Source organism: Arthrobacter sp. P2b (assembly GCF_900168295.1).
Taxonomy (GTDB): domain Bacteria; phylum Actinomycetota; class Actinomycetes; order Actinomycetales; family Micrococcaceae; genus Arthrobacter.
Genome location: NZ_FVZL01000004.1, coordinates 278,398 through 303,651, shown reverse-complemented (window position 1 = coordinate 303,651; position 25,254 = coordinate 278,398). Strand labels below are relative to the sequence as shown.

Sequence of the window (25,254 nt, the reverse complement as noted above, 5' to 3'; positions counted from 1 at the left end):
GGTGGTGGACATGCTGGTTCCTAGACGAGTGTGTTGAGCCAGCCCTGGGGCAGGTCGATGGGAAGGAGCGACGGGAGTGCGAGGAGCACCACGTACAGCACCGCTGTGTAGACCACCGCCGTCTTGAGCCGGGCCCTTGCGACTATCAGGAGGAAGGCCGGGATGAAGATCGTGACTGCGATCAGGTATCCGAAGGCGGCCGTGAGGGCCAGGAACCCTGTCATCCATAGGAAGGTCTTGAACGCGAACTTCGCGTCAAGGGTCCAGCCTGCCTTCGCGGGCTGTGTGGCAAGGATCCCCTCTGCCTCCTCGGCGATGGTCTGACCTGCCTTAGGGGTCCTGCCGCGAAGCCTTGTCCGGATCTCAATGAAGAGCAGGATGCCGGAGAAGACCAGGCCTCCGATGCTGACCAGTTGGGGCACCAGCCGGGCCTCGGGCGAGAACGACGCCGAGGAAATCAGTGCTGCGGCGAAGGCGGCGGCGAAGATGCCTGCGGCAGCGAGGGACCAGGTGGAGTCCTTCAGCGGGCTTTCGTCATCTTCCGGGCGCTCGTCCCGGTGTCCGTCGTCCAGGTTGGTGTTCCTGCGGGCGCGGATGAACTTGATGAAGGCCCAGAGGATGGGCAGGATCAGGATGGCGAGGAAGACCAGCACGCCGGGGCGGGCCATCCAGTCCAGTCCGTTGTAGAGGCTGTCGGTGAGGAAGTAGTAGCGTTCCAGCGGGATTGCCAGGACGAACCCGATGAGGAACGGCGCCCTGGGGAATCCGGTGGACTTCAGCAGCCAGCCGAAAACGCCGAGGATGATCATCACCCAGAGGTCGCCGAGCTGGCCGCCCTCCTGGAAGGAGCCGAGCAGCATAACGGCCACGAGGCCTGCAGCCAGGACGGCGAAGGGGACCTTGGTGAGCTTGGCGAGCTGCTTGACGCTGAGGAAGCAGAACAGGGCCCCGAGGATGGAAGCAATCGCGAAGGACCACACGATGAGGTACATCAGGTCCAGGTGTTCGGTGATGATGGACGGGCCCGGCTGGATTCCGTACGTGAGCAGCATGCCCAGGAGCATTGCCGAGGGGACGCCGCCGGGGATGCCGAACAGAAGGGTGGGGATGAGGTCGCCGGCTTCGACGGAGTTGTTGGCGCTTTCGGGGCCGACGATGCCGCGGGGGTCGCCCTTGCCGAACTGGCGCTTGTCCTTGGCGGTTGCAACGGCCTGGCCGTAGGCCAGCCATGTTCCGGCGGTGGCGCCGACGCCGGGCAGCACGCCTGCCCAGATGCCGATGAGGGCGCCTCGAATGACCTGTGTCCAGTGGGACAGCCATTCCCGGATGCCCTTGCCCCAGCCTCCGCCAACGGTGATGTTCTCCGTCTGGCCGCGGCGCTGGCTCGCCCGTGAGGCGATTTCGGCCAGGCCGAAGATGCCCAGGGCCACGGCTACCAGTGACAGTCCGTCGCCGAGGAACAGGCTGCCGAAGGTGAAGCGTTCCTCGGCCGTTGTGGGTGAGGTGCCCACCATGCCGAGGACCAGGCCGAGGAGGCCTGCGGAGATGCCCTTGATGATGTTGCCGCGGGAGAGAACGGCGGCGAGGGCTACACCGAGGACTGTCAGCATGAACAGTTCCGGGCTTGCGAAGGACAGCACGAGGGGCCGGGCGAGGGGTATGGCGAGCGTGAGGCCGACGGCGCCGATGATGCCGCCTGCCATGGAGGACAGGAACGCAAGCGTCAGTGCCCTGGCGGCCTGCCCTTTTTTCGCCATGGAGTAGCCGTCGAGCATTGTCACGCTGGCTGAGGCGGAGCCGGGGGCACCAAGCAGCACGGCCGAGACCGTGTCTGACGTGTGGACCACGGCGAGTGCGCCGATGAGGAGTGCCAGGGCCTGTGGCGGTTCCATGCCGAAGGTGATGGGCAGGAGGATGGCGACGGCGCCTGTGCCGCCGAGGCCGGGGATGAGGCCCATGATGAGGCCGGCGACTGTGCCGATCAGGAGCATGATGAGCAGGGACGGGTCAGCGAGTGATGCCAGCGCTGCCATAGCGGAGTCAAGCATGATGGTCCTTATTCAACGTGGATGTTGTAGGTGCTCTCGAGCAAGTCCTTGACGTAGGACCTGACGGAGCTGCTGACGGTGTAGGCGTCCCTGACGCGGTTGGCCATGTCCGCGTCCGCTACCAGGGGGTAGCCGCCCAGGACTTTCGCTGCCTTTGCCTGGAAGCCCTGGTCGGCGCCGAGCTTTTCGTTTGATTCACGCAGCAGCGTGATGGCCTTCTCGGGCGTGTCCTTGGGGACCCAAAGGCCCTTTTGGTAGGTGTACGTCAGGCCGAGCAGGGTCTTGTACGCCTCGAACTTTTCCCCTGAGGGCTTCTTGCCGTGCAGCTGCTCGTACGCTTCGACGACCGTGGGCACATCCGGGAAGTTGGGGTCCCGGATGACGTCGCCGGAGCCGTCCAGCTGCCCGAAGGACATCAGCACGGTGGCTTTGCCCTCCTTGGCGATGCCCTCCACGGCGGAGCCGTAGGCGGAGGTGGTCTGGTAATCCAGGTCGATCTCTCCGCGCTGCAGCGCCAGGTTGACCGGGCCGCGGCCTTCGAAGCCGAAGGTGGAGGTCACGTCCGCTTCGAGCAGATCGAAGGCGACGAGGGTGGTGATGTCCAGCCCGGTGGCGCTGATGCCTCCGAATTCTAGGGGCTTGTCCCTGTTGATGAGGTCGCCGATGCCGTTGACGCCGGCTTCGGTCCGGGCGTAGATGACGCCGCCGGTGCCGTTGACCACCACGGGTTTCAGGTCCTCGAACGAGTACTTCACGGCCGAGCGGCCCAGGACCCACGGAACCACGGTGGACGCGGTGCCCACCAGGATCTCGGTACCGTCGGTCTTTGCCGAGCGGGCGAACTTGTTGGTGCCCGAGATGCCCTCGCCGCCGGGTTCGTTGACGGGCGCGAATCCGGGGCGGCCGGGGATGTAGTTGGTCAGTTCCGTACCGATGAAGCGGGCCCAGGTGTCGGTGCCGCCGCCGGAGGCCAGGGGAATCAGGAATTCAACGGTTTCGCCGCTGTAGTTCCCGTCTTCGGTGCTGGAGGGCGGGTTCAGGAGCCCTTCGCCCAGCACGGTTGTTGCCAGGCCAAGAACGGCGAAGGAGGCTACTGCTCCCAGCACCATGCGGCGGCTGTGCTTGGCCGGTTCGGGCTGTTCCGTGGCCGCTGTTTCCTGGAGGCCTTCGGGAGGTTCCAGGGAAGACTTTTGACTCGTCATTGAGGGGTCCTTAATCATGTGCCGTGCCAGCTGTGGGGGCAGCCGGAGGGGGCGTGCTTGTAATGGGGCGCTTTACCAGGTGTCCGGCAGCAGGAGTTCCGCGTCGGCAAGCCGCCGGGCACTGCGCAGCGCACCGACAACGGGGACCCCGTCCCTGGCTTCAGACCAGGTCTGGACCAGGCCGGCAGGGGTCCGCAGGGTGACGCCCTGTGAAACGTCACTGGTGATGAGGTTCGCCGCCACGGTTCCGGTGTGCTGGGCCGCCATGGTCAGAGCAACGCTGCCCGTGATGGCAAGGGCCGGGTGGAGGCGGCCCATGGACAGCATGCGGACCACCAGGTCCGCTTCGTCGGACTGCCCGGCCCTGGCCACGAGGGCCAGTTTGGGAATGGCGCGTTCGGCTTCCGCCCGGCTTCCGGCCAGTCCCATCTGCACCGCAGCGTCTCGGCGCATGTCATCGAGATGCACCAGCAGTTCGGTCCGCGAGTCGATCTCTGCTGCCGTTTCGTGGCCGGTCAGGCCCACGGATTCGGCTTCCACGATGACAACGGGAGCGCCGGCGTCGATAAGCGTTGCCGGCACCTGCCTGCCGTCAAAGGTGACCTTGTCCATTGGCTCCCCGGAGGGGAAGAGCTTTCCCGTTGTCCGTCCGGCGGGGTCGAAGAAGCCCATTCCCACCGGCATGCCTGGGAACGGTACACCGGGGATGACCTGGTCGCCGGAGTAACCCAGTTCGCCGCCGGGTGTATCGACCTTTTGCAGGATGAGTTGGTTGGTGTTGGTGTTCAGGGTGCGGACCAGCGTGGTCTCAGGACCCGCTTCCACCCAGCCGCGTTCGATGGCATACGGGGCGACGACGGCCGAGCAGTTGCCGCAGTTGCTGCCCCAGTCGACGCGCTGTTCCTCGATGCCCACCTGGGCGAAGGTGTAATCCACATCCGCTTCATCGGAGAGCGAGCGGGACAGGATGACGGCCTTGCTGGTGGTCGATGTACCGCCGCCAACACCATCGATCTGGCGGTTGTCCGGACTCCCGTAGAGCCGCAGGAGGACCTCATCCACGGTCTTCCCCGGGACCTGCAGGCTGTCCCATTCGAAGACCCAGCACTTGCTGGTTCCGCCACGCATCCAAGCGGCAGGGATCTTTACCATGATTGCTTTCACACCTTCCCGGCGCCGGAATACGGGCGATCTGCCCTGTCGGCTAACCCAGTGTGATGCCCATCCCAGATGAATTACAAACGCTAAAAACTGCATATCCCTGCACTTTTACTTCATTCGTAGCACCCTGAAGCCACGCGTCAGGAACGTGGACTGGGTCTTTTGGGGCGGGGACCGCGACGGCACCCCGCGCCGCGCCGCACTGGATGAAGTAAGTGGCTAAAATTGTTAGGGGGGTATAACGAAAACTTCAAGGAAGGCCGCCATGCTGAACGTTCGGAGACTGGAACTGTTGCTGGATGTTGTGGAGCTCGGTTCGATCACTGCCGCGGCAGAGAAGCACGTCTATTCCCCCTCCGGCGTTTCGCAGCAGCTCCGGCGCCTCGAGGCCGAAGTGGGGCAGCCCCTCCTGCAGCGGCAGGCCAGGGGAATGGTGCCCACGGACGCAGGCCATGTCCTGACGGCGCACACACGAAGGATCCTCCGCCAGATGGCAGCGGCGGAAGCGGACCTTGCCGAGATCGCGGGGCTGAACCGGGGCAGCCTCACCATGGGGACGTTTCCCACCCTGGGTGGTTCGTTCCTGCCGTTGGTCATCAGCAGGTTCAAGGCGCAGTACCCGGCGATCACCCTGCACGTACGCAGCAGCCGCTTTGATGACCTCATTGAGATGCTGGAAAACGGGCAAGTGGGGATGTCCCTGCTCTGGGACTACGAATGGAACCGCCTGAGCCCGGAAAACTTCGCCCTGACAACCGTCTTCGAGGATGCCACGGCCCTCATCGTGGGCAAGGACCACAGGCTCGCCCGCCGCAAGCAGGTGGACATGGCGGACCTGGCGAATGAGGAGTGGATTGTCCGGGAAGAGGAGCACCCGGTGGTCGAGGTGCTCCACCGCAGCGCCCAGGCTGCAGGATTTTCACCGCGGATTTCCTTCCATGCCAATGACTACCAGGAGGCCCAGGCTATGGTCAGCGTGGGCCTGGGCATAGCCCTTGCCCCCCGGACGGCTGTGGTGAACAAGCACCCAGGTGTCAGCATCGTCTCGCTGGGCTCGAGTGCCCCCTCCCGCCGGGTGCTCCTGGCACACCGGCATGACAGGGTCAGGGCCGCGGCCGAGATCGCCTTCCAGACGACGCTGCTGGAGGTAGCCAAAGACAAGAGTGTCGACTTCCGGTGACGGAACCAATGTGGCTGGGGCTATAAGGCATCACGGGCGCGCCCGGTGAACTGGTCCATGGTCCGGTTGATGCCCAGGACATCCATCAGGCGGTCGAACGCTCCGACGGGAAGCATCCGCGCTGCCGGAACCAAGTTCACGAGCGGCGGCAGCACCAGTTTCTGCCGTCCGCTTTCTATGGCGTCCAGGATCCCCGCCGCTACTTCTTCTTCCTTCAGGATGGGAAGCAGCCTGGGAAACCGGGTGCGCACGCCGTCGAACATTCCCGTGTCGATGTAGTACGGGCAGACCACCAAGGTTGACACTCCGGTCCTTCCGTTCCGCAGCTCGGCGCGCAAGGATTCGTTGAAGCCGAAGGCCGCGAACTTGCTGGCGGAGTAGTCGGTCTGTTTGGCCACCCCCACCAGGCCCGCCGCGCTTGCGACAGTAACTACAGTGCCCCGTCCCCGGTCCACCATTCCGGGCAGGAATGCGCGCGTCACCCAGTAGAGGGCCAGGACATTGACGTCGAACGTCCGTCTGATGTCCTCGTCGGTCGCGTCGAGGAGCTGCCGGCCGCTGACCACCCCCGCATTGTTGACCAGCACATCCACCTGCCCGGCAGCCGCTGCTGCTTGCTTGACAGCATCCTTGTCCGCCACGTTTACGGTTTGCGCTTCTGCAAGGTTGCCCGCGGCGCGGATTTCGTCCCGGACGGAGCTGCCGCTTTCGGCGGAGACGTCCCAGATGACCACGCGGGCACCCCGCCGGGCGGCGCCGAAGGCCATCCGCCGGCCCAGGCCGCTGCCTCCCCCTGTGACCAGCACGGTCCTGCCGGACAGGGAAGTGCCGCGGCCCATCAGCCGGGTCCCATCAGGAGAACCGGCCCATCAGACGTATCGCGCCCTTGACCAGCCGGGTGTACCGCTTGTTTGTCATTCCCGGCGCCGGGCCAATGGGGAAGATCCGCTGAATTGCGACGGTCTGCGCCTCGGTGTACTTCAGGATTCCCGCCCGGCCGTGGCGCCGCCCGGCACCGGAGTCCTTCATCCCGCCCATCGGCGCATCGTGGGAGGCCCATGCAGCCGAGTACCCGTCATTCACGTTGACGGTCCCGGCCAGCAGCCGCCGCCCCACTTTCTGTCCGTGGCGGGCGGACCAGACGCTGGCGTTCAGTCCGTAGCGGGAGTCATTGGCCAAGGCGACGGCTTCGTCGTCGTCCTTCACCTGGTACACGGCGACGACGGGCCCAAACGTTTCCTCACGCGCGACGGCCATGTCCTCCGTCACGCCGGTGAGGATGGTGGGTTCGTAGAAGAACGGGCCAAGGTCCGGCCTGCCGTGGCCGCCCGTGACAATCCTGGCACCCTTCGAGACGGCGTCCTGGACGTGGGCGGTGACCCGGTCCAGCTGCCGCTGGCCGGTAAGTGAACCCATGTCGATGTCCCAGCCGGGACCAGTACCCAGGCGAATCGCCTCCACCTCCTTCGTGAAGGCAGCCAGGAATTCCGCGAAGACTCCGTGGTGCACGTAGATCCGCTCCATGCTGATGCACAGCTGCCCTGAATTGGAGAAGCAGCCCTGCGCGGCACCCCGGGCGGCCTTTTCCAGGTCCGCGTCCGCGAGCACCAGCATGGCATTCTTCCCGCCCAGCTCCGCGGAGAAACCAATGAGGCGCTCGCCGCACTGCTTTGCCACCAGTTTCCCGGTTTCCGACGAGCCGGTGAACATCAGGAAATCAATCCCGGCGATGAGCGCCGGTCCCAATAGGGGTCCGTCCCCGGTGACAATGTGGAACAGGTCATGCGGAAGCCCGGCCTCCCGCAGCAGTTCCAGGGCCAGCAGCGCGGTGAAAGGGGTCTGCGAATCAGGTTTGAGGACAACCCCGTTGCCGGCCAGCAGGGCGGGGATTGCGTCCGAGACGGCGAGGGTCAGCGGATAATTCCAGGGGCTGATGATGCCCACCACGCCCTTGGGAGTTCGGTATTCCACGGCCCTTGTCAGGCCCGGGGCGGCACCCCTCCGACGGGCGGGGCGCAGGTACCGTTCGGCTGTGCGCCCGTAGTAGGCCGCGGTGAGGGCTGCGTCGGCGAGTTCCTCGAACGCATTGAGCCGGCACTTGCCGCTCTCGGCCTGGACCAGGTCCAGGATCTGCGCCTCCCGTTCGAGCAGCAGCTGGTGGAAACGCCGGACGACGGCGCTGCGCTCCCTCATGGAAACAGCGGCCCACTTCCGCTGGGCTGCCCGCGCGCCGGCAACGGTGTTTTCGACGTCCCCGGAAGTGCAGACAGGCACTTCACCCACAGCGCCGCCGTCGAAAGGAGAAAAGGACACCTGCCCCGGCCGCCCGGGGGCGGCGGCCACGAGCGCGGAAAGACGGGAATGACCTCCGGGTGCGGATGGCTTCCGGCCGGCTGTTGCCGGCGTCCGGGCGGGGCCGGTCCTGCTGCTCATGCTGCGTCTCCTTTGCCTGCAGTTTCCTCCTGAGCCTAACCCTGCCGTCCGGCGGGGGCACCTGCTTCGGCGGTAATGCAGCAAAGCCCTCCCTGTAGGCTCGGCACGTGGAGGACGCAGTGCAGCGGCACAGTTATGGCTACGGCGATGACCCCAGCCAGTGGGGCGAGCTTTTCCTGCCGGAGTTGCCCGGGGGCGGGACGCGCCAGGGTGTGGTGGTGGTGATCCATGGCGGGTACTGGCGGCCGACGTACGGTGCGGAACTGGGGGAGCCGCTTGCCCTGGACCTTGCCAGCCACGGCATGACGGCCTGGAACCTGGAGTACCGGCGGGCAGGCAACGGCGGGGGCTGGCCGCACACCTTCCAGGACGTGCTGGCGGGGATCGACAAACTCCGCGACCTGGCCGGCCGGCACGCGCTGGACCTGCGAAAGGTTGTCGCCCTGGGGCACTCCGCCGGCGGCCACCTGGCGGTGTGGGCGGCAGGCCGGGACCGGCTGGGCACGCTGGGGCTGGAGGCCGAACAGCGCGAGGCCGGGGCCACAGCCGACGGCGTCCGCCTCACCGGAGTGGTGAGCCAGTCCGGTGTCCTTAATCTGGCGGAAGCTGAAAGGCTCAACCTCAGCAACGGTGCCGTGGCCAACTTGCTGGGCGGGCCGTCGTCGGACGTTCCGGAACGGCACCGGTACGCGGATCCGATGGCTGCGCTGCCGCTGGATGTCCCCGTCTATGCCGTCCACACGACGGAGGACGAGGACGTACCGTTCGGCATGTCCGCAACGTACGTTGAGGCAAGCCGTGGCGGAAAGGTGCCCGCGCAGCTGGTCCCGGTACCGGGGGACCACTTCGCGCTCATCAACCCCGACGATGCGGCCTACGTGAAGTGCCGGGAGCTGGTCGAGGAGTTGCTGGCGCCATAGCGGGTCAGAGCATCAGTCAGCCCGGCCAGTCGGCTGGGATTACCGTCATCGTGCTTAGCAACGTGCCGGCCAGCCGCTCCTCTGGCAGAGTATGAGCATGCTCACAGTTATTGGCGAAGGCCTCGTCGACGTTGTCCAGCGCGCCTCCGGAATCGAAGCGCACGTGGGCGGCAGCCCCCTCAACGTGGCGGTGGGCCTGGCCCGCCTGGACCACCCCGTGCAGTTCATCGGCCGGTACGGCCGCGACGCGTACGGCGACTCGGTGGCGGCGCACCTGCGCGCCAGTTCCGTGATGCTGCCGCTGGGCCCGGACGAACTGCCCACCAGCGTGGCCACCGCCCTGATCGACGACGACGGCGCCGCCACCTACACATTCGACCTCACCTGGCAGCTTCCCGGCATCGCTGACCGGCTCGCCTTTATGCTGCAGGGCACCACCCTGCTGCACACCGGCTCCATCGCCACAATGCTGGCGCCGGGCGCCACCGACGTGCTCGCCGCCGTCGAATATGCCCACCCGCGCGCCACCATCAGCTTCGACCCCAACTGCCGGCCCAGCATCATCACCGATGTGGCCTACGCGCGGCGCCACGCGGAGAAGTTCGTGTCCCTGGCGGACGTGGTGAAGGCGTCCGACGAGGACCTGGCCTGGCTGTACCCGGACATGGACGTGCTGGACGCCGCGCGCCGCTGGCTGACCCTGGGCGGCGCGGAAGGGCCGGCCATGGTGGTGGTCACGCGCGGCGCGGACGGGCCGTGGGGAATCACCCGGGCCGGCGAGGCCAAGGCGGATGCGCCAAAGGTTGAGGTGGCGGACACCGTGGGTGCCGGGGATTCGTTTATGGCGGCGCTCCTGTCCGGCCTGGTGGACCGCGGCCTGGACGGTGCGCAGAACCGCAAGGACCTCCGGGAACTTCCCGCCGAAGGCCTCGCCGAACTCCTGGCCCACGCGGCGCGGGCTGCTGCTGTCACGGTCTCGCGTCCCGGTGCCAACCCGCCCACGCGGGCCGAGCTGAACGGGGCGCCCGGGGAGGGTTAGGCAGAATACTCACAAACTTAGGTGTGAAACCGACATAATGCTGTTACGCTGGTTTTGCACCTAGAGAGAGTGAGCAACGATGCTTCTCGAAAGAGACCTCATCCAGTCCGTCGGCTTCCGCAACGTCACCGAGGGCGGACGCGTGACCGGCTTCCAGTTCCGGGTCCGGATGCCTTCATACCGCGGCATGGCCGCGTCCCTCATCGACGGCATCGCCGTCCGGGTAGGCAACCTCGCCGACGTCGGACCCGACGTTCCGCTGTGGACCCTGGGCGGGCGGACCTACACCCTGCAGCAGCTCTGGGAGAGCGACGGCGTCCGCTGGCCCCTTGAGGGGGCGGCAGTGGTCACCGTTCCGCTCGACGGCGGCCTGCCCCAGGGCGTCCACGAGATCAGCATCGAATTGCGGCTGCGGATGTCCTACATCCCGGTTGAGCACCAGCCCACCACCCACCGGGTCAGCCGGAAAGTAACGCTGGCGCCGGAAGGCGGCGACGGTACCTTCCGCTACGGCGTTTCCCTTTACAGCTTCATGGGCGATTACGGCACCGTGATGGACCTGGAAACCGCGTTGGCGGCCGTGGCGGACGTGGGCGCCACCGGCGTCGAGATCCTGGGCGAAGGCCACGTGCCCGGCTACCCCGAACCCACCCCGGCATGGATCGACAACTGGTTCAGCCTGCTCGAGAAGTACTCCCTGGAGCCCACGAACTACGGCTCCTGGATAGATACCCGGCTGCACCCGGGGCGGAGCATGACGGCTGCCGAGGGTGCCGAGGCACTGCAGCGTGACCTGCGGCTTGCCTCCCGGCTGGGTTTCGGCTTTGTGCGGCCCAAGATCGGCGTGGTATCCAGCGACCTGGTTCCGGACCCGATCTGGACCGAGTCCGTGGAACGCTCCCTCGACCTGGCGCACGAGCTGGGGATCATCATCTGCCCCGAGATCCACTCACCCACGCCCATCAAGCACCCCGTCGTGGACGACTACATTGGCCTCATCGAACGGACCGGAACCAAGAACTTCGGCCTGCTCATCGACACCGGAATCTTCCAGGACCGGCCCATCCCGCTGCGTGAAGGCGAGACCCGCGCAACCCGGCCCGCCTTCCTGGACGGCATCGGCGTCGACCCCGCCGACTTCGCGGCAATCGCCCAGTACGTGGTGTTCATCCAGGCCAAGTTCCACGACATCAACGAGCAACTCGAAGACCAGCAGATTCCCTGGCTGCCGGTGCTCAAGGCGATCAAGGACGCCGGCTACACCGGCTACCTCTCCAGTGAATACGAAGGCGAACGCACACCCTGGCGGGCCATCGAACAGGTGCGGCGACAGCACGCGCTGATCCGCCGCATCACCGCCGGACTTCAATAAAAACCCAATCCTCCTCCCAGCAAAGAGACCAGCCATGCCCAACGGACTTCTTGACGATTCAAGCCTCCGCACCCACCCCGAAGGCCTTGCCCTTGCCCTGACGCTGCCGTGGTACCGGAGCCTGTGGCTCTCCTCGGTCTCCAGCCTGCGGCTCACCATCGACGGACAGGACGTTCCTGCCGATGACCTGGCCCTGGAACTCGGCGGCGTCCGCTACGCACTCGCCGACCTGCCGGCGCAGAGCGAAACCCTCTGGTACCTGCAGGAACACCCCCTGCTGATCGCCAAGCGGGATACCCCGGTGGCCCTGGGCGGGCAGCACACGGTCCAGCTCATTGGGGAGCTGCGCCTGCCTTACATGCAGATCGCCCCGGGCCAGGACGGCGGCCCCGGCATGTACGTCCCCAACTTCGTGAACCAGACACTCGAGCTGACCGTCACGGACAGGGCGGCTGCTGCTCCTGCATTGACGACGGCGGTGGCCCCGCCTCCGCCGAAGGCTGAGGACGATCCCTTCTCGCTCGGGCTCACCCTGTACTCCGCCAGCGCCGAGTTCAGGGCCGGCTGGTACGACTTCGATGGCCTGCTGAACCGCGTGGCCGGGCTGGGCATCGGCCCCGGCATCGAGATCGTCGCCTCCCAGGTCCTGCCCACCTACCCGCACGTGACGGATGGCTTCGCCCGTTCCTGGCAGGAGGCCTTCGACAAGCACGGCTTCACCGCCAGCTCCTTCGGCGCCAACCTGGACATGGGCCGCCGACGGGACCGCGACATGACTCCGGACGAGGAGTATGAGTTCACCGGGACGCTCTTTCATGGCGCCAAGAAACTCGGCTTCCCGCTGGTCCGCATCCAGAGCGCCAAACCGGAGCTGCTGCGCCGGCTCCTGCCGCTCGCCGAGGACCTCGAACTCAAGCTCGCCTACGAGATCCACGCACCGCTGGGCCCCAACTCGCCGGAAATCATGAAGGTCCGCGACGTCTACGCGGAACTCGATTCGCCGCTGCTGGGCTTCGTGGCGGACTTCTCCTCCACCATGCACAGCATGTCCCCGACGCTCCTGCGGGCCGTCCGCCGCGCCGGGCTCGACGACGAAGCCATCCACACGCTGCAGGCCATCTGGGCTACCGACGCCCCAATGCGGGCCCGGCAGGAGGAGTTCATCGGCTACCTCCGTGGACGGGACTTCGATCCGGCCCGCCTAGGTTCCTTCGCGCACCTGGCCTTCAACATGCACGGCCACGTCAGCCCGAAGGAGTGGGCGGACATCATGCCGCAGATCATGCACGTCCACGCGAAGTTCTACGACATCGACGAGCAAGGAAACGAACCGGCCATCGACTACCCGGAACTCGTCCGGGTATTCGTCGAGGGCGGGTACCGCGGCTACTGGTCCAGCGAGTGGGAGGGCCACGCCTTCGCCGAGCTCGGCGAAGTGGATCCGCTGCTGCTGGTCCGCAAGCAGCACGACCTCATCCGCAATAGCATGCGGTCTGTCCTGGCATCCGCCTGACCCTGCAATCCCGAATGCTTTGGTGCCCGCCGGTCCATCCGGCCGGGCACCGAGGCATTTAAGCGCGCGTTTGTTTACGGGGCTTCCTGGGCCGCAGCCGCCGCAACAATGCCGGCAGCCTCCGTGAAGAGCTCCCGCATCCACTCATGCTCCGAATCGCGGTTATGGACGGGATGCCACCACAGGGCGTTCACCAGCGGCGTGGCGTCGAAGGGCAGCGGCAGGATCCGCACCCCGCCGACGCGCAGCGCGAACGGCACCAGCGCCGCCTGGATGAGCGCGATCCGGTTTGTACCCACCACGAAGTGCGGCAGGGACTGGAAGCTCTCCACCACCACATCCACACGCGGCTCAACACCGAGCTGCATGATCTGGCGTTCTGCCGACGTTGACGCCGAACGGGTCTGGTAGGTCATCACCCAGGGGAGTTCGGCGATATTCTCCATGGTGATGTTCTCGCCAACGGCGTCATTGGACGACGAGACGACGGCGACCCAGCCGTCCCGCCACAGGTCCAGGTAGGGGAGCCCGGTCAGGAAGCCGTGCGGAATCACCATGCCGTCCACCGAACGCAGGCGGTTTGCGGCATCCTCCACCACCATCGGGTTATGCAGCATGAACCGGAACCGGACCCCGGGGGCGCGCTCGGCCGCAAGCTCCGAAACCACCCGTCCGATGGTGGTAAAGCCGTAGTCCGAGCCGTAAATGGAGAACTCGCGCTCTGATTCGCTCGGCTCCCAGGTCGCCTGGCTTTCGAAGACACGGCGGGCGGCCTCCAGCGCCGTGGTGGTGTGCTCTGCCAGCCGCAGCGCGAAGGGCGTGAGCTCATAGGCATTGCCCCGGCGGGCAAGGATGGGATCCCCGAAATGGGACCGGAGCCGCGCCAGCGACGCGCTCAGCGCCGGCTGGCTCAGGTGGAGCCGCTCGGCCGCCCTCGTCACGCTCCGCTCGGTAATCAGGGCATCCAGCGAGATCAGCAGGTTGAGGTCGAGCCGGGAAAGCAGGACATTATTCGTCACGGCACGTCGATCTTTCAACGGTGAACTTTCGTCCCGCCAGTGTATCAGCGGCATCAATAGGTTCTGCGGTGTGCATCACATCCTCCGATGCGGATTGCTTCTGCAGACCCCCGTTCAACTTATGTCTGCCATCGGCAACACTTATGTGCTTTTTCTGCACATCTCCCGCATACTGGTGAGTGACCGGGGTCACGGCTCCCGGATAATTTCGACAACGAAGTCAGAAAGGCTGGACATGACACAGCACCGTCGCTATTCGGGCCTGAAGGCCGGCGCCCTCGCCGTCCCCACCATCGCAGCCCTTGTCCTTACCGGCTGCTCGGCCTCCACCGGCAGCAACGCCTCTTCAAGCGGCTCGCAGGAATTCTCCCTGTCATTCGCCACCTCCAACACCATCGAGAGCCCCTTCCAGGTACTCGCCGAGAAGTATATGGAGACCAACCCGAACGTCAAGATCACGTTCAACCCCCAGCCCAACGACTCCTATGACCAGACCCTGCGGACCCAGCTCCAGGCCGGCAACGCCTCGGACATTGTGGTGACCTCGCCGGGCAGCGGCCAGGGACGCAGCATCCTTCCGCTGGCGGAGGCCGGGTTCCTTGAGCCCCTGGACGATTCCGCCAAAGAGCTCCTGCCTGAGGGGAGCGCCAGCAGCTTCGGCCCGGAGGGCAAGATCTTCGGCCAGGCAACGGCCATTACTGTGTCCGCCCTGGTCGCGAACGAGGTTGCGGTTAAGGAAGCAGGCGAGTTCCCCGCGGACTTTGCGGCTCTTGAACAGCAGTGCAAGTCCCTCGAATCGTCCGGGAAATCCCTCTTCGCCCTTGCCGGCGCGGCGCCTCCCAACACGGGCCTTACCGCGATGTCCCTGGCGGCCTCCCGCGTTTACGCGGAAGACCCCCAGTGGAACGACAAGCGCGCGGCCAATGAGGTCACCTTCGCGGGCTCGGATGGCTGGAAGTCGGCACTCGAAGCAGTCAACACCCTGAAGGACGCAGGCTGCTTCCAGAAGGGCGCCGCCGGCGCCGGTTTCGACGCCATTACCAAGGGCCTTGCCAGCGGTACGTCACTGGCAGGGTTCATTCCGGCCACGAGCTGGAAGCAGCTGCAGTCCGCCGCTGCCGGTTCCGAATTCGGCGTGCGGGCACTGCCGGCTGAAAAGGGCTCCGGTAACGACTACGTCTACGCCAGCGCCAACTACGCCTTCTCCATCAACGCCGCCTCCAAGAACAAGGACGCCGCCAAGGCGTTCCTCGCCTGGGCTGCCGAACCGGAGCAGACCAAGGCGTTCGCAGAGATCGACGGCGCCCTGCCGGTGAGTGGCATCGACAGCTACGACTTCGAGGGCGGCGCGTACAAGAACGTCGGCGACCTGATCAAGGACGGAAAATACGGGCCGTTGCCGAACAGCCAGTGGCCGAACTCCGCCGTCTACGACGCCCTCGCAACCGGCGTGCAGGGAATTATCACCGGCCAGAAGACCCCTGACCAGGTCCTGCAGGCCATGGACGCCGCCTGGGGACAGTAGCCGTTCTTCACTATCAACGTTCCGACCACTCAAAGGGACAAGCAAGGAATACCATGACTGCGACGATGCAACCGAAAAGCGAAGCAGCAGAAGCACCCCGGCGAGGCAGGCGCACTCCGGGGGCGGGACAGAACGCCCGCCCCCGGGGCCGCGGCCTGGAGTTCGGACACTGGTGGTGGGCCCTGCCGGGAATCGCACTGGTGGTTGCCATCCACTACGTGGCAACCGGAATCGGCGGATTCTTCGCCTTCACCAACTGGACGGGCATCGGCTCGTTCAAAATCACGGGCTGGGCCAACTTCGAGGCCATCTTCAAGGACACCACAAAAGTCGGAGCCCTCTCCAACACCCTTTTCCTGGCCTTCGGCTCGGTTCTCCTGGGCAATATCGCAGGACTGGTCATTGCGTTGGGCCTGAACCGGGTCCTCAAGACTCGCTACATCCTCCGGACCCTCTTCTTTATGCCGGTGGTGCTCAGCCCGCTGGCCACGGCCTACATCTGGAAATACATTTTCGACTTCGACGGTCCGCTCAACGCCCTCCTGACGGCAATAGGCGCCGGCGACCAGGCCAAGCCGTGGCTGGCCGACCCGCAGTGGGCCATCTGGACCGTCCTGGTGGTACTGGTCTGGTCGTCAACCGGCTTTGCCATGGTGATTTTCATGGCCGGACTGGCCGGCGTCCCGGTGGAAGTCGAGGAAGCGGCCGCCATTGACGGCGCCAACCTGTGGCAGCGGTTCCGGAACGTTACCCTGCCCGCCATCCGACCCGCCGTCGCCATCGCCACCACGCTGGGAATCGTCCAGGGACTGCGCGTCTTCGACCCCATCATGGCGCTCACCGGCGGCGGACCCGCGGGAGCCACGGAAACGCTGGCCACCCAGGTCTACAAGCAGGCCTTTGCGCTCGGGAACTTCGGGGGCGGTGCCGCCCTGGCCCTGGTGCTCGCCGCCATCATCCTGATCTTCGCCGTACTCCAGCAGCGGCTGACGCGTTCGAACCCCGAGGACTAAGCCATGTTCCGCTACACCAAACTCACCCTGCTACGCGAAGTCGGCCTGTGGGCACTCGCCCTGCTGTTCCTCGCGCCGTTCTACTTCCTGGTGACCACCGCCCTGAAGCCGGACACCGAGTTGTTCACCACCTCGGCCCTGGCTCCGCCAACAAGCCCTGACTTCAGCAACTTCGTGGACGTCCTGACCGCCACCGGCAACTCCAACGTGGTGTTGGGCCTGCTCAACAGCCTCATCATCACCGCCGGCAGCATTGTGGGACTCATTGCCCTCGGCTCCGTCACCGGATACGTCATCTCGCGGAGCACTCGCCGCTGGAGCAAGGGCGCGTACTACCTCTTCCTGGTCGCCATCATCCTGCCCGGCCAACTCGGCGCCGTCCCCCTCTACATGGGTGCACGCGCCCTTGGACTTACCGGGTCGGCCTGGGGCCTGATCGTCCTCTACACCGGCATGCTCCTGCCGCTGTCGATCTTCCTCTACGCAAACTTCTTCCGCGGCCTCGGCACGGACTATGAAGAAGCGGCAACCATCGACGGTGCCAGCAAGTCCCAAGTTTTCTCCAAGGTGGTGTTCCCCATGATGGCTCCCGCCACCGGCACGGTGACCATCTTTGCCGGGCTCATCGTGTGGAACGACTTCTTCACATCGCTGATCTTCCTGGGCGGCTCCGCCAACCAGACGCTGCCGGTGGCCATGTACTACTACATCGGCTCCCTGGTCTCCCAGTGGAACTCGATCTTCGCCATTGTCATCGTGTCCATGATCCCCATCCTTGCCCTGTTCCTGTTCGCGCAGAAGCGCTTCATCCAGGGATTCTCCGGCGGCCTGAAGGGCTGACCCGCAACGGTTGACCACCGCGCAGCGTCCCGAACGCCGCGCGGCGGCCTTTCACACCCAAAAACCGGTGGATCCGGGCGCTGACGGCCCACAATCCAGCTCACCTTTCTTACTTCAAGGAGAAATCCATGTACCAACTTGCGCCCAATATCGACCTCCTGTTCTCAGAAGCAGGCGACAGCGCCGCAGACCGGGTCCGCGCAGCAGCCGCCGCCGGCTTCGACGCCGTGGAAATGTGGGGCCCCACCGGCAAGGACATTCCCGCCCTCAAGGAAGCCCTTGAGGACACCGGAGTCCAGCTCACCGCCCAACTGGCCGAACCGCGCATGCAGTTCATGATCCCGCCCAAGGACCACGCACCCTTCTACACCGGCCTCGACGCCGGCGTCGAGGTGGCACGGCAGCTCGGCTGCCCACGGATTGTGGTGGGCAGCGGCACCGGCTTTGGCGGCCGCAAGCGGCAGGACCAGCTGGACGAACTGATCGAGATCTTCACCCGCGGCGTGGCGCACATCGAGGGTTCGGGCATCACCCTGGTCCTCGAACCGGTGAACATCCGTGTTGACCACCCCGGAGCCCTTCTGGACCGGACTTCGGAAGCCGTCTACGTCGCCAAAGGCGTCAACTCGCCGAACTTCGGCGTCCTCTACGACCTCTACCACTCCACGGTCGAGGGCGAGGACGTGGTTGCCGAACTGGCCAACGCCGGGGATTTCATCAAGTACGTGCAGATCGCCGATGCCCCGGGACGCGGGGAGCCCGGGTCGGGTTCCATCGACTGGCCTGCCAGGATCGGGGACCTGCAGAACAGCGGTTACACGGGCCCGATCGGGCTGGAGTACTACCCGACCATTGATTCGGCAAAGTCCGTCCGGCGCATCCAGGAACTGGTGGCGGGCCATGGCCGGTAACCGCTATCCCGCACGCGTCGACGTCGCCATCGTTGGCAGCGGGCCCACAGCATCCGCGTATGCGCGGATCCTCAGCGAGGAAGCCCCCGGCACCACCATCGCCATGTTCGAAGTGGGCCCCACCGTCAGCAATCCGCCAGGTGCGCACGTCAAGAACATCGCCGATCCCGACCGCCGCAGCATTGCCCAGCGCGCTTCCGAGGGACCTGGGGCAGGGGCCGAAACGATCACCTCCCCCGGCGCAGCCAAGAGCGGGGAGCGCCGGGCCAGGGCAGGCACATATCTCCTGCCGGACGGTTACGCCTTCCCGGGAGAGGACGGCATGCCCGTCGCGGCCATGTCCAGCAACGTGGGCGGCATGGCGGCGCACTGGACCGCCGCATGCCCGCGTCCCGGAGGAACGGAGCGCATACCGTTCCTGCCGGACCTGGAGCAGCTTCTTGACGAGGCCGACCGCCTGCTGGGCGTCACCACCCACGCCTTCGACGACGCACCCTTCTCGGACCTCGTCATCAACCGCCTGTCGGCCGTCCTGGACGAGGGCCGCGACCCTGCATTCCGCGTCCAGCCCATGCCGCTTGCTGTCCACCGGCGGGAGGACGGCGGCCTCGTCTGGTCAGGCTCCGACGTCGTGATGGGTGACGTGACCCGCGAGAACCCGCACTTTGAACTCTTCGACGAGTCGCTGGTGAGCCGGGTGCTGGCGGAGGACGGAATTGCCTCCGGCATCGAGGTCCAGGACCGCCGCAGCGGCGAAACACATCACGTCGCCGCCCGCTATGTTGTGGTGGGAGGTGACGCGCTGCGCACGCCGCAGCTGCTGTGGGCTTCCGGCATCAGGCCCGACGCCCTGGGCCGCTACCTCAACGACCAGGCCCAGGTGGTGTTCGCAAGCAGGCTGCGCGGCGTCTCGGCCGAACATGTAACGCGGGCAGCTGACGGTGCCCTGAGCGAGCAGAGCGGCGTGGCGTGGGTGCCCTACATGGACGAGGCACCCTTCCACGGCCAGATCATGCAGCTGGATGCGTCCCCGGTCCCGCTGGCCGACGATGATCCCATTGTTCCGGGATCGATCGTGGGGCTGGGCCTGTTCTGCGCCAAGGACCTGCAGCGCGAGGACCGGGTGGCGTTCGACGACGACGCGCGTGACGCCTACGGAATGCCCGCCATGCGCATCCACTACCGCCTCACAGAGCGGGACCACGAGGTGGTGGAGCGCGCGAAGCAGGAAATCGTCCGCCTGGGCAAGGCGGTGGGTGAACCGCTCGACGAGCGTCCATTCGTGATGCCGCCCGGAGCGTCCCTGCATTACCAAGGCACCACGCGGATGGGAGAAACAGACGACGGCGGGAGCGTCTGTTCGCCCGACAGCCAGGTGTGGCAGGTCCCCGGCCTTTTCGTGGCCGGCAACGGCGTCATTCCCACCGCCACGGCATGCAATCCGACGCTGACGGCGGTTGCGCTCGCCGTGCGCGGAGCCCGAAAAATCGCAAAAGAACTGAACGACGCTTTACTTATGTCTGAATCAGACAATAGAATGGCTAAATAATGAATAAGTGGCAGGATGCCGCGTTTTCGTTCACTCACAGGCATTTCATTCACCGGCAAGGCATGCCGCAGACAAGGAGGTCTCGATGATCGCCGACCGCATAATCGAGCAGGGAACACTCAGTACCCAGGACGGCCGTACCGCCGTCGAAGTTCGCATCCCCTGGTACCGGGCCCTTCCGGGCTCATGCATCGCCGGCGCAGCACTGACCATAGACGGCGTTGCCGCTCCCGAGGACAGCCTGCGCTGGACCATGAACAACCGGACGTTCAGGTTCGAGGAGCTCGTGGATGAGACCGGCGAATGGTGGTACCCGCTGGATTCGGCCATCCTCTCCGGCGACCTTCCCGTCCAGGATGCCGATGGAGAGCACGAGGTCCGGGTGGACCTGAAGCTCTACATCCCGTACATCATCACCGACCACGGCGTGCTGCACATCGAAGAGCACGACACCAAGACCATGAAGGTGGCATCGCGATGACCAGCCTCGGAACGCCGATCCAGGGCGTCACCCTTTACAGCTTCACCCGCGCCTTCCACGCGCGGCAGTACGACCTCGATGGCCTGATCCGCAAGGTAGCGGCCGAGGGTTTTGGTCCGGGGCTTGAGGTCATTGGATTCTCCAGCCTCCGGGGCTTCCCGGACCGCATCGACGACGCTTTCGTGGGCCAGTTCCGCGACCTGGTGGCTGAGGTGGACCTGGTCCCCACGTCCCTCGCGGTCAACGTTGACACCGGCATCCGCCGGGACCGGCTGATGAACCACGACGAACTGGTCGAATACATGCGCAAGCAGATCGAGGTGGCGGCCAGGCTCGGCTTCCCGATTGCCCGCGTGCAGATCTCGCTGACACCCGACGCCATGGAAAGCCTGCTGCCGGTCGCCGAAAAGTACGGCGTTACCCTGGCACTCGAAGTCCACGCTGACCAGCACGGCGCCCACGAGCGGGTCCTTGCCCTCCGCGACCGCTACGAAAAGCTCGATTCCCCGCTGCTGGGCTTCACCGCCGACTGGGGTGCCACCGTCACCGGCTTTGCCCCCTCCCTGCTGGAGGCCTACCGCCGCCGTGGTGCATCCGAGGACCTGCTCCGGCAGGTTGTTGAGCTGTGGAACGGCTTCTACGCAGAAGGTCCGCCCAACACCCAGAAGGTCCATGGTGAGCGCTTCGGTGCCTTCATCGCCCTGGCCGCCCGCAACGGCCGGCCGGATCTGGGGATCGACTTCGGCATCAACGGAACGGGGCTGTTCGGTCCCGCACCGCTGGACACCTGGCTGGAAATCATGCCGTGGGTCCGCCACGTGCACGGCAAGTTCTTCGGCATCGACGAAAACGGCGAGGAGCCGTCGGTTCCGGTGCGCGGCCTGGTCCGCCAGCTCGTGGAAAACGGCTACACCGGTGCCATTTCCAGCGAATACGAAGGCTGGCACTGGAACAACTGGCAGGACCCGTTCGACATCATCCGCGCCGAGCAGGCCGTCCAGCGCTCTGCCGCGGCTGACGCCGGCTCGGCCATGATCACCGACGCCGCAGAAGCGCGCCGCATCCTCAGCAGCCACCTCGCCCAGCCCGTCCGCGGCTGACAACGAAGGAAACAACACACATGTCAGAAGGCATCGCAGGCTCGGGCATCGAGCTTGGCATCACCCTCTATTCACTCACCTCCGAGTTCGCCGCCGGGCTCTACACGCCGGAGACGCTCATCAAGGCCGTCGCCGATGAAGGTCTCGGCCCCGGCGTCGAGTTCAACATCGCCCAGATGCTGCGCACCTACCCCGATGTGGACGAGGACTTTGTCCGCTTGTGGCGGGACAGCATGGACCGCTACGGCCTGACCCCCAGCGCCGTGGGCACCAACCTGGACATGGGCCGCCGCAAGGACCGGGACATGACGCCGGACGAGGAGTACGACTTCTTCGCCAGGCAGCTCAAGACCGCCAACACGCTGGGCTTCAACAAGATCGTCATCCGGTCCGCCGGCAAGGAACTGCTCCGCCGGCTGCTTCCGCTGGCCGAGAAGTACGACCAGAAGCTCGGCTACGAGATCCACGCGCCCCAGGGCCCGAACGATCCCAAGATCCTGCAGATCCGCGAGATGTATGAGGAGCTCGGCAGCGACCGGTTGGGCTTCACGGCAGACTTCAGTTCCACCATGCACAGCCTGTCGCCCACGCTGTTCCGCACCCTGACCCAGATGGGCCTGCCCGAGGAGCACTTTGCGGTCATGCAGGACATCTGGCGCAAGCCGCTGCCGATGCAGGAGCGGAACCAGGAGTTCGAGGACTACCTGCGCGACAACAACTTCGATCCCGCCCGGCTGGGCCCCTTCACCCGGTTGGCGTTCAACATGCACGGACTGGTTCCGCCGGAGGAATGGCTGGACATCATGCCGCAGATGTTCCACGTGCACGCGAAGTTCTACGACATCGACGAGAACGGCAACGAGCCAGCCATGGACATCCCGCGCATCGTGCGCCAGTTCGTCAAGGGCGGCTACAAAGGATTCCTCTCCAGCGAATGGGAAGGCCACGCCTTCGCCGACCTGGGCGAATCGGACCCCATTGACCTGGTGAAGAAGCAGCACGCGCTGATGCGCCGCGCCATCGAAGAATCCGTTGATGCAACTGTTTCCAACCCGGCCCTCGTCGAGACTGCGAAGTAAGGAAAGCCATGGCAACCCACAACTCCCTGTTCCAGGACGCCGACGTCCGCAGGCACCCCGAGGGCATTACGGTGTCCGTGCAACTGCCCTGGTACCGCAGCCTCTGGCTGTCCGCCGTGGACGATGTTGCGGCCACCGTCAACGGCGTGGCGATCCCCAAGGAAGCCCTCCGCTTCGAACTCCAGGGAAAGTCCTACTCCATCGCGGAACTTCCCGAACAGTGGGAAACCCTGTGGTTCGTCGCCGATAAGCCCGATGTGATCATCCCGCTGGACCGCATCCCCGACGCCGGCGAGGAAATCGACGTCGAAGTCATCCTTACCCTCCGCCTGCTCTACATGCAGATCGCACCCATGCGCTACGTCGGAAACCGGGTGGCGGTTGAGCGCAAGGTAGTGCTGGCGTGAACACCCTGCGCGTGGCCATGATCGGCTACGGCTTTATGGGTGCCGCCCACTCCCAGGGCTGGCGCACGGCCCCACGCGTGTTTGATCTGCCGGCGGAGCCGGAAATGACCGTTATTGTAGGCCGGAAAGCCGACGCGGTGGCTGCGGCGGCCCACAAGTGGGGCTGGGCTGAGTCAGCCACAGACTGGCGCGAGGTGGTCGCGCGGGACGATATCGACGTCGTCGACATTGTCACCCCGGGTGATTCCCACGCAGAGATTGCGATCGCCGCGCTAGAAGCGGGCAAGCACGTGCTCTGCGAGAAGCCGCTGGCCAACACGGTGGCCGAAGCCGAGGCGATGGCCGAAGCGGCGGAGCGGGCGGCCGCAAAGGGCATCCGGGCGATGGTGGGTTTCACCTACCGCCGCGTCCCGGCCGTCACCTTCCTGCGCAACCTGATCGCTGAGGGTGCTGTGGGGACGGTCAACCAGGTGCGTGCCTCGTACCGGCAGGACTGGCTCGTTGATCCTGACATGCCGCTGGCCTGGCGCCTGCAGAAGGAGCACGCCGGTTCCGGCGCGCTGGGGGACATCGGGGCACACGCCATCGACCTGGCCCAGTTCGTCACCGGGCTGAACCTGGAGAAGGTGTCCGGCACCATCGACACCATCGTCAAGGAGCGCCCCCTGCTCGATTCCGGCAGCGGGCTTTCCGGCACTGCCGGCGTGGGCATGGGCAAGGTGACCGTGGACGATATCGCCATCTTCACCGGCCGCTTCGAATCCGGGGCCCTGGCGTCGTTCGAGGCTTCGCGCTTCGCCACAGGACGGAAGAACGCGCTGCAGATCGAGGTCTCGGGGGACAAGGGCGCCCTTGCCTTCGACCTGGAGGATCTCAACAGTGTCCAGTTCTACAACCGCACGGCGCCCAGTGACCGCCAGGGCTTCCGAAAGATCCTGGTCACCGAAGCGGAGCATCCCTACGTCTCCGGGTGGTGGCCTGCCGGTCACATGCTCGGCTACGAGCACGGATTCTCGCACCAGGTCATGGACCTCGTGGAGGGCATTGTGGCCGGCACGGACCCGCACCCGACATTCGCTGACGGGCTGAGGGTGCAGCGGGTGCTCGACGCCGTCGAACGAAGTTCCGACAATGATTCAGCCTGGACCCGTGTTGCCGCTGACGTTCCGGCGCAGGTCCGGTAGGAGGGGAAATACATGGCACGACCTATCACTCTGTTCACCGGCCAATGGGCCGACCTGCCATTCGAGGAGGTGGCACGGCTCGCAGGCGAGTGGGGCTACTACGGGCTTGAAATCGCTTGCTGGGGTGACCACCTGGACCCTTGGCGCTGGGACGACGACGCCTACGTGCAGGGCAAGCTGGACATCCTCGAACGCCACGGCCTGAAGGTATGGACCATTGCCAACCACCTTAAGGGCCAGGCTGTCTGCGACGACCCCATCGACGAACGGCACCGCGGCATCCTGCCGGACGCCGTATGGGGCGACGGCGATCCTGAAGGAGTGCGCCGCCGCGCCGCCGAGGAACTGAAGAACACCGCGCGGCTCGCCGCGAAACTGGGCGTGAAGACGGTAACCGGGTTTACGGGCTCGTCCATCTGGAAGTACGTGGCCATGTTCCCGCCCGCCTCCGAAAAGATGGTCGACGCCGGCTACCAGGACTTCGCCGACCGGTGGAACCCCATCCTCGATGTCTTCGACGAAGTCGGTGTCCGCTTTGCCCATGAGGTGCACCCGTCCGAGATCGCGTACGACTACTGGACCACGCAGCGGGCGCTGGAGGCGATCGGGCACCGCGAGGCCTTCGGGCTGAACTGGGACCCGAGCCACATGGTGTGGCAGGACATCGACCCCGTCGGGTTCCTCTGGGACTTCAAGGACCGGATCTACCACGTGCACTGCAAGGACACGAAGAAGCGGCTCAGCAACGGGCGCAACGGGCGGCTGTCATCCCACCTGGCATGGGCTGATCCGCGCCGCGGCTGGGACTTCATCTCCACTGGCCACGGCGACGTGCCCTGGGAGGACGCGTTCCGGATGCTGAACTCCATCGGCTACCGCGGCCCGCTGTCCGTGGAGTGGGAGGACGCCGGCATGGACCGCCTGGACGGCGCCCCCGAGGCACTGGCTTTTGTGCTGAGGCTCTCCAGCTACGAGCCCTCCGCGGCAGCTTTCGACGCCGCCTTCAGCACGAAATAGGTAAAAGCAAATGGACCGGTCCTGGACATCCAGGACCGGTTCTTTGTGTGCCAGCCACCGACCCGCCATCAGCTCCTGCAACAAATCCGGAAACCCTCTATCAGCTCCTGCAACAAATCCGGGAACCCTCTATCAGCTCCTGCAAGGAATCGGGGAACCCTCTATCAGCTCCTGCAAGGAAAGCGGCGGGAGGTGATGGAGCGTTGCCGGGAAAGCCGCGGGAGGTGATGGAGCGTTGCCAAAAAAGCGGCAGGAAGTGAT

The 25,254-nt window shown here is 65.6% G+C and carries 22 protein-coding genes; 16 read left to right on the top strand and 6 right to left on the bottom strand.

Features of this window, described 5'->3' with window-relative positions; all coding sequences use genetic code 11:
* Positions 1–20: 20 nt before the first annotated feature.
* The 3 genes from B5520_RS10390 to B5520_RS10380 form a co-directional block, all read right to left on the bottom strand.
* On the bottom strand, positions 21–2,048 hold the full coding sequence (locus B5520_RS10390) for a tripartite tricarboxylate transporter permease (RefSeq protein ID WP_079596982.1): 2,028 nt from the start codon (positions 2,046–2,048) through the stop codon (positions 21–23).
* An 8-nt stretch (positions 2,049–2,056) separates the two neighbouring features.
* Positions 2,057–3,250: a hypothetical protein gene (locus tag B5520_RS10385; RefSeq protein WP_079596981.1), complete on the bottom strand. Its 1,194-nt coding sequence runs from the start codon at positions 3,248–3,250 to the stop codon at positions 2,057–2,059.
* A 72-nt stretch (positions 3,251–3,322) separates the two neighbouring features.
* A complete protein-coding gene (locus B5520_RS10380) occupies positions 3,323–4,402 on the bottom strand; it encodes a PrpF domain-containing protein (RefSeq protein WP_079596980.1) in 1,080 nt (359 codons plus the stop codon).
* Between the two features lie 274 nt (positions 4,403–4,676).
* Here B5520_RS10380 and B5520_RS10375 point away from each other — a divergent pair, with 274 nt between their 5' ends.
* Positions 4,677–5,591, top strand: a complete 915-nt coding sequence (locus B5520_RS10375) for a LysR family transcriptional regulator (RefSeq protein ID WP_079596979.1) — start codon at positions 4,677–4,679, stop codon at positions 5,589–5,591.
* A 20-nt stretch (positions 5,592–5,611) separates the two neighbouring features.
* On the opposite strand, the gene B5520_RS10370 is transcribed toward B5520_RS10375, so the two are convergent.
* Both B5520_RS10370 and B5520_RS10365 read right to left on the bottom strand, forming a co-directional pair.
* Complete coding sequence (locus tag B5520_RS10370) at positions 5,612–6,430, bottom strand: SDR family oxidoreductase (RefSeq protein ID WP_079596978.1); 819 nt, start codon at positions 6,428–6,430, stop codon at positions 5,612–5,614.
* Between the two features lie 13 nt (positions 6,431–6,443).
* Entirely contained in the window at positions 6,444–8,024 is a 1,581-nt protein-coding gene (locus B5520_RS10365; RefSeq protein ID WP_079596977.1) for a succinic semialdehyde dehydrogenase, read from the bottom strand.
* A 119-nt stretch (positions 8,025–8,143) separates the two neighbouring features.
* Between B5520_RS10365 and B5520_RS10360 the strand changes: the two genes are divergently transcribed.
* The 4 genes from B5520_RS10360 (at position 8,144) to B5520_RS10345 (ending at position 12,868) form a co-directional block, all read left to right on the top strand.
* The gene (locus B5520_RS10360; protein WP_079596976.1) at positions 8,144–8,944 is read left to right on the top strand and encodes an alpha/beta hydrolase; all 801 of its coding nucleotides are present in this window, start codon (positions 8,144–8,146) and stop codon (positions 8,942–8,944) included.
* A 97-nt stretch (positions 8,945–9,041) separates the two neighbouring features.
* Positions 9,042–9,983, top strand: coding sequence for a carbohydrate kinase family protein (locus B5520_RS10355; protein WP_079597020.1), 942 nt, complete (start codon positions 9,042–9,044; stop codon positions 9,981–9,983).
* Between the two features lie 79 nt (positions 9,984–10,062).
* Positions 10,063–11,355, top strand: a complete 1,293-nt coding sequence (locus tag B5520_RS10350) for a C-glycoside deglycosidase beta subunit domain-containing protein (protein WP_079596975.1) — start codon at positions 10,063–10,065, stop codon at positions 11,353–11,355.
* 34 nt (positions 11,356–11,389) lie between these two features.
* Complete coding sequence (locus tag B5520_RS10345) at positions 11,390–12,868, top strand: C-glycoside deglycosidase beta subunit domain-containing protein (protein WP_079596974.1); 1,479 nt, start codon at positions 11,390–11,392, stop codon at positions 12,866–12,868.
* Between the two features lie 74 nt (positions 12,869–12,942).
* On the opposite strand, the gene B5520_RS10340 is transcribed toward B5520_RS10345, so the two are convergent.
* Positions 12,943–13,887, bottom strand: coding sequence for a LysR family transcriptional regulator (locus B5520_RS10340; protein WP_079596973.1), 945 nt, complete (start codon positions 13,885–13,887; stop codon positions 12,943–12,945).
* A gap of 235 nt (positions 13,888–14,122) precedes the next feature.
* Here B5520_RS10340 and B5520_RS10335 point away from each other — a divergent pair, with 235 nt between their 5' ends.
* From B5520_RS10335 to B5520_RS10285, 11 genes are all read left to right on the top strand, one after another.
* Positions 14,123–15,412: an ABC transporter substrate-binding protein gene (locus tag B5520_RS10335; RefSeq protein ID WP_079596972.1), complete on the top strand. Its 1,290-nt coding sequence runs from the start codon at positions 14,123–14,125 to the stop codon at positions 15,410–15,412.
* A gap of 53 nt (positions 15,413–15,465) precedes the next feature.
* Positions 15,466–16,425, top strand: a complete 960-nt coding sequence (locus B5520_RS10330; RefSeq protein ID WP_079596971.1) for a carbohydrate ABC transporter permease — start codon at positions 15,466–15,468, stop codon at positions 16,423–16,425.
* Positions 16,426–16,428: 3 nt separating this feature from the next.
* Complete coding sequence (locus B5520_RS10325) at positions 16,429–17,265, top strand: carbohydrate ABC transporter permease (RefSeq protein WP_079596970.1); 837 nt, start codon at positions 16,429–16,431, stop codon at positions 17,263–17,265.
* Positions 17,266–17,393: 128 nt separating this feature from the next.
* Entirely contained in the window at positions 17,394–18,176 is a 783-nt protein-coding gene (locus B5520_RS10320; protein WP_079596969.1) for a TIM barrel protein, read from the top strand.
* Positions 18,166–19,725 (top strand): GMC oxidoreductase, encoded by a 1,560-nt coding sequence (locus tag B5520_RS10315; RefSeq protein ID WP_079596968.1) that lies wholly within the window; start codon positions 18,166–18,168, stop codon positions 19,723–19,725. Before B5520_RS10320 ends, B5520_RS10315 begins: the two co-directional genes overlap by 11 nt.
* 85 nt (positions 19,726–19,810) lie before the next feature.
* The gene (locus B5520_RS10310) at positions 19,811–20,206 is read left to right on the top strand and encodes a C-glycoside deglycosidase beta subunit domain-containing protein (RefSeq protein ID WP_079596967.1); all 396 of its coding nucleotides are present in this window, start codon (positions 19,811–19,813) and stop codon (positions 20,204–20,206) included.
* A complete protein-coding gene (locus tag B5520_RS10305) occupies positions 20,203–21,306 on the top strand; it encodes a sugar phosphate isomerase/epimerase family protein (protein ID WP_079596966.1) in 1,104 nt (367 codons plus the stop codon). The genes B5520_RS10310 and B5520_RS10305 overlap by 4 nt, the downstream gene beginning before the upstream one ends.
* Before the next feature lie 20 nt (positions 21,307–21,326).
* The gene (locus tag B5520_RS10300) at positions 21,327–22,385 is read left to right on the top strand and encodes a sugar phosphate isomerase/epimerase family protein (RefSeq protein ID WP_079596965.1); all 1,059 of its coding nucleotides are present in this window, start codon (positions 21,327–21,329) and stop codon (positions 22,383–22,385) included.
* Positions 22,386–22,393: 8 nt separating this feature from the next.
* Positions 22,394–22,792, top strand: coding sequence for a C-glycoside deglycosidase beta subunit domain-containing protein (locus tag B5520_RS10295; RefSeq protein ID WP_079596964.1), 399 nt, complete (start codon positions 22,394–22,396; stop codon positions 22,790–22,792).
* Positions 22,793–22,809: 17 nt separating this feature from the next.
* Entirely contained in the window at positions 22,810–23,976 is a 1,167-nt protein-coding gene (locus tag B5520_RS10290; RefSeq protein WP_079597019.1) for a Gfo/Idh/MocA family protein, read from the top strand.
* Positions 23,977–23,988: 12 nt separating this feature from the next.
* Complete coding sequence (locus tag B5520_RS10285) at positions 23,989–24,993, top strand: sugar phosphate isomerase/epimerase family protein (protein WP_079596963.1); 1,005 nt, start codon at positions 23,989–23,991, stop codon at positions 24,991–24,993.
* Positions 24,994–25,254: the final 261 nt, after the last annotated feature.

Bases quoted from the DNA above. Each gene is read 5' to 3' on its own strand.
- B5520_RS10365 (WP_079596977.1), bottom strand. From the start codon at position 8,024: ATGAGCAGCAGGACCGGCCCCGCCCGGACGCCGGCAACAGCCGGCCGG.
- B5520_RS10310 (WP_079596967.1), top strand. From the start codon at position 19,811: ATGATCGCCGACCGCATAATCGAGCAGGGAACACTCAGTACCCAGGAC.
- B5520_RS10305 (WP_079596966.1), top strand. From the start codon at position 20,203: ATGACCAGCCTCGGAACGCCGATCCAGGGCGTCACCCTTTACAGCTTC.
- B5520_RS10390 (WP_079596982.1), bottom strand. From the start codon at position 2,048: ATGCTTGACTCCGCTATGGCAGCGCTGGCATCACTCGCTGACCCGTCC.
- B5520_RS10320 (WP_079596969.1), top strand. From the start codon at position 17,394: ATGTACCAACTTGCGCCCAATATCGACCTCCTGTTCTCAGAAGCAGGC.
- B5520_RS10335 (WP_079596972.1), top strand. From the start codon at position 14,123: ATGACACAGCACCGTCGCTATTCGGGCCTGAAGGCCGGCGCCCTCGCC.
- B5520_RS10345 (WP_079596974.1), top strand. From the start codon at position 11,390: ATGCCCAACGGACTTCTTGACGATTCAAGCCTCCGCACCCACCCCGAA.
- B5520_RS10350 (WP_079596975.1), top strand. From the start codon at position 10,063: ATGCTTCTCGAAAGAGACCTCATCCAGTCCGTCGGCTTCCGCAACGTC.
- B5520_RS10325 (WP_079596970.1), top strand. From the start codon at position 16,429: ATGTTCCGCTACACCAAACTCACCCTGCTACGCGAAGTCGGCCTGTGG.
- B5520_RS10375 (WP_079596979.1), top strand. From the start codon at position 4,677: ATGCTGAACGTTCGGAGACTGGAACTGTTGCTGGATGTTGTGGAGCTC.
- B5520_RS10380 (WP_079596980.1), bottom strand. From the start codon at position 4,402: ATGGTAAAGATCCCTGCCGCTTGGATGCGTGGCGGAACCAGCAAGTGC.
- B5520_RS10295 (WP_079596964.1), top strand. From the start codon at position 22,394: ATGGCAACCCACAACTCCCTGTTCCAGGACGCCGACGTCCGCAGGCAC.
- B5520_RS10330 (WP_079596971.1), top strand. From the start codon at position 15,466: ATGACTGCGACGATGCAACCGAAAAGCGAAGCAGCAGAAGCACCCCGG.
- B5520_RS10370 (WP_079596978.1), bottom strand. From the start codon at position 6,430: ATGGGCCGCGGCACTTCCCTGTCCGGCAGGACCGTGCTGGTCACAGGG.
- B5520_RS10315 (WP_079596968.1), top strand. From the start codon at position 18,166: ATGGCCGGTAACCGCTATCCCGCACGCGTCGACGTCGCCATCGTTGGC.
- B5520_RS10290 (WP_079597019.1), top strand. From the start codon at position 22,810: ATGATCGGCTACGGCTTTATGGGTGCCGCCCACTCCCAGGGCTGGCGC.
- B5520_RS10355 (WP_079597020.1), top strand. From the start codon at position 9,042: ATGCTCACAGTTATTGGCGAAGGCCTCGTCGACGTTGTCCAGCGCGCC.
- B5520_RS10385 (WP_079596981.1), bottom strand. From the start codon at position 3,250: ATGACGAGTCAAAAGTCTTCCCTGGAACCTCCCGAAGGCCTCCAGGAA.
- B5520_RS10300 (WP_079596965.1), top strand. From the start codon at position 21,327: ATGTCAGAAGGCATCGCAGGCTCGGGCATCGAGCTTGGCATCACCCTC.
- B5520_RS10285 (WP_079596963.1), top strand. From the start codon at position 23,989: ATGGCACGACCTATCACTCTGTTCACCGGCCAATGGGCCGACCTGCCA.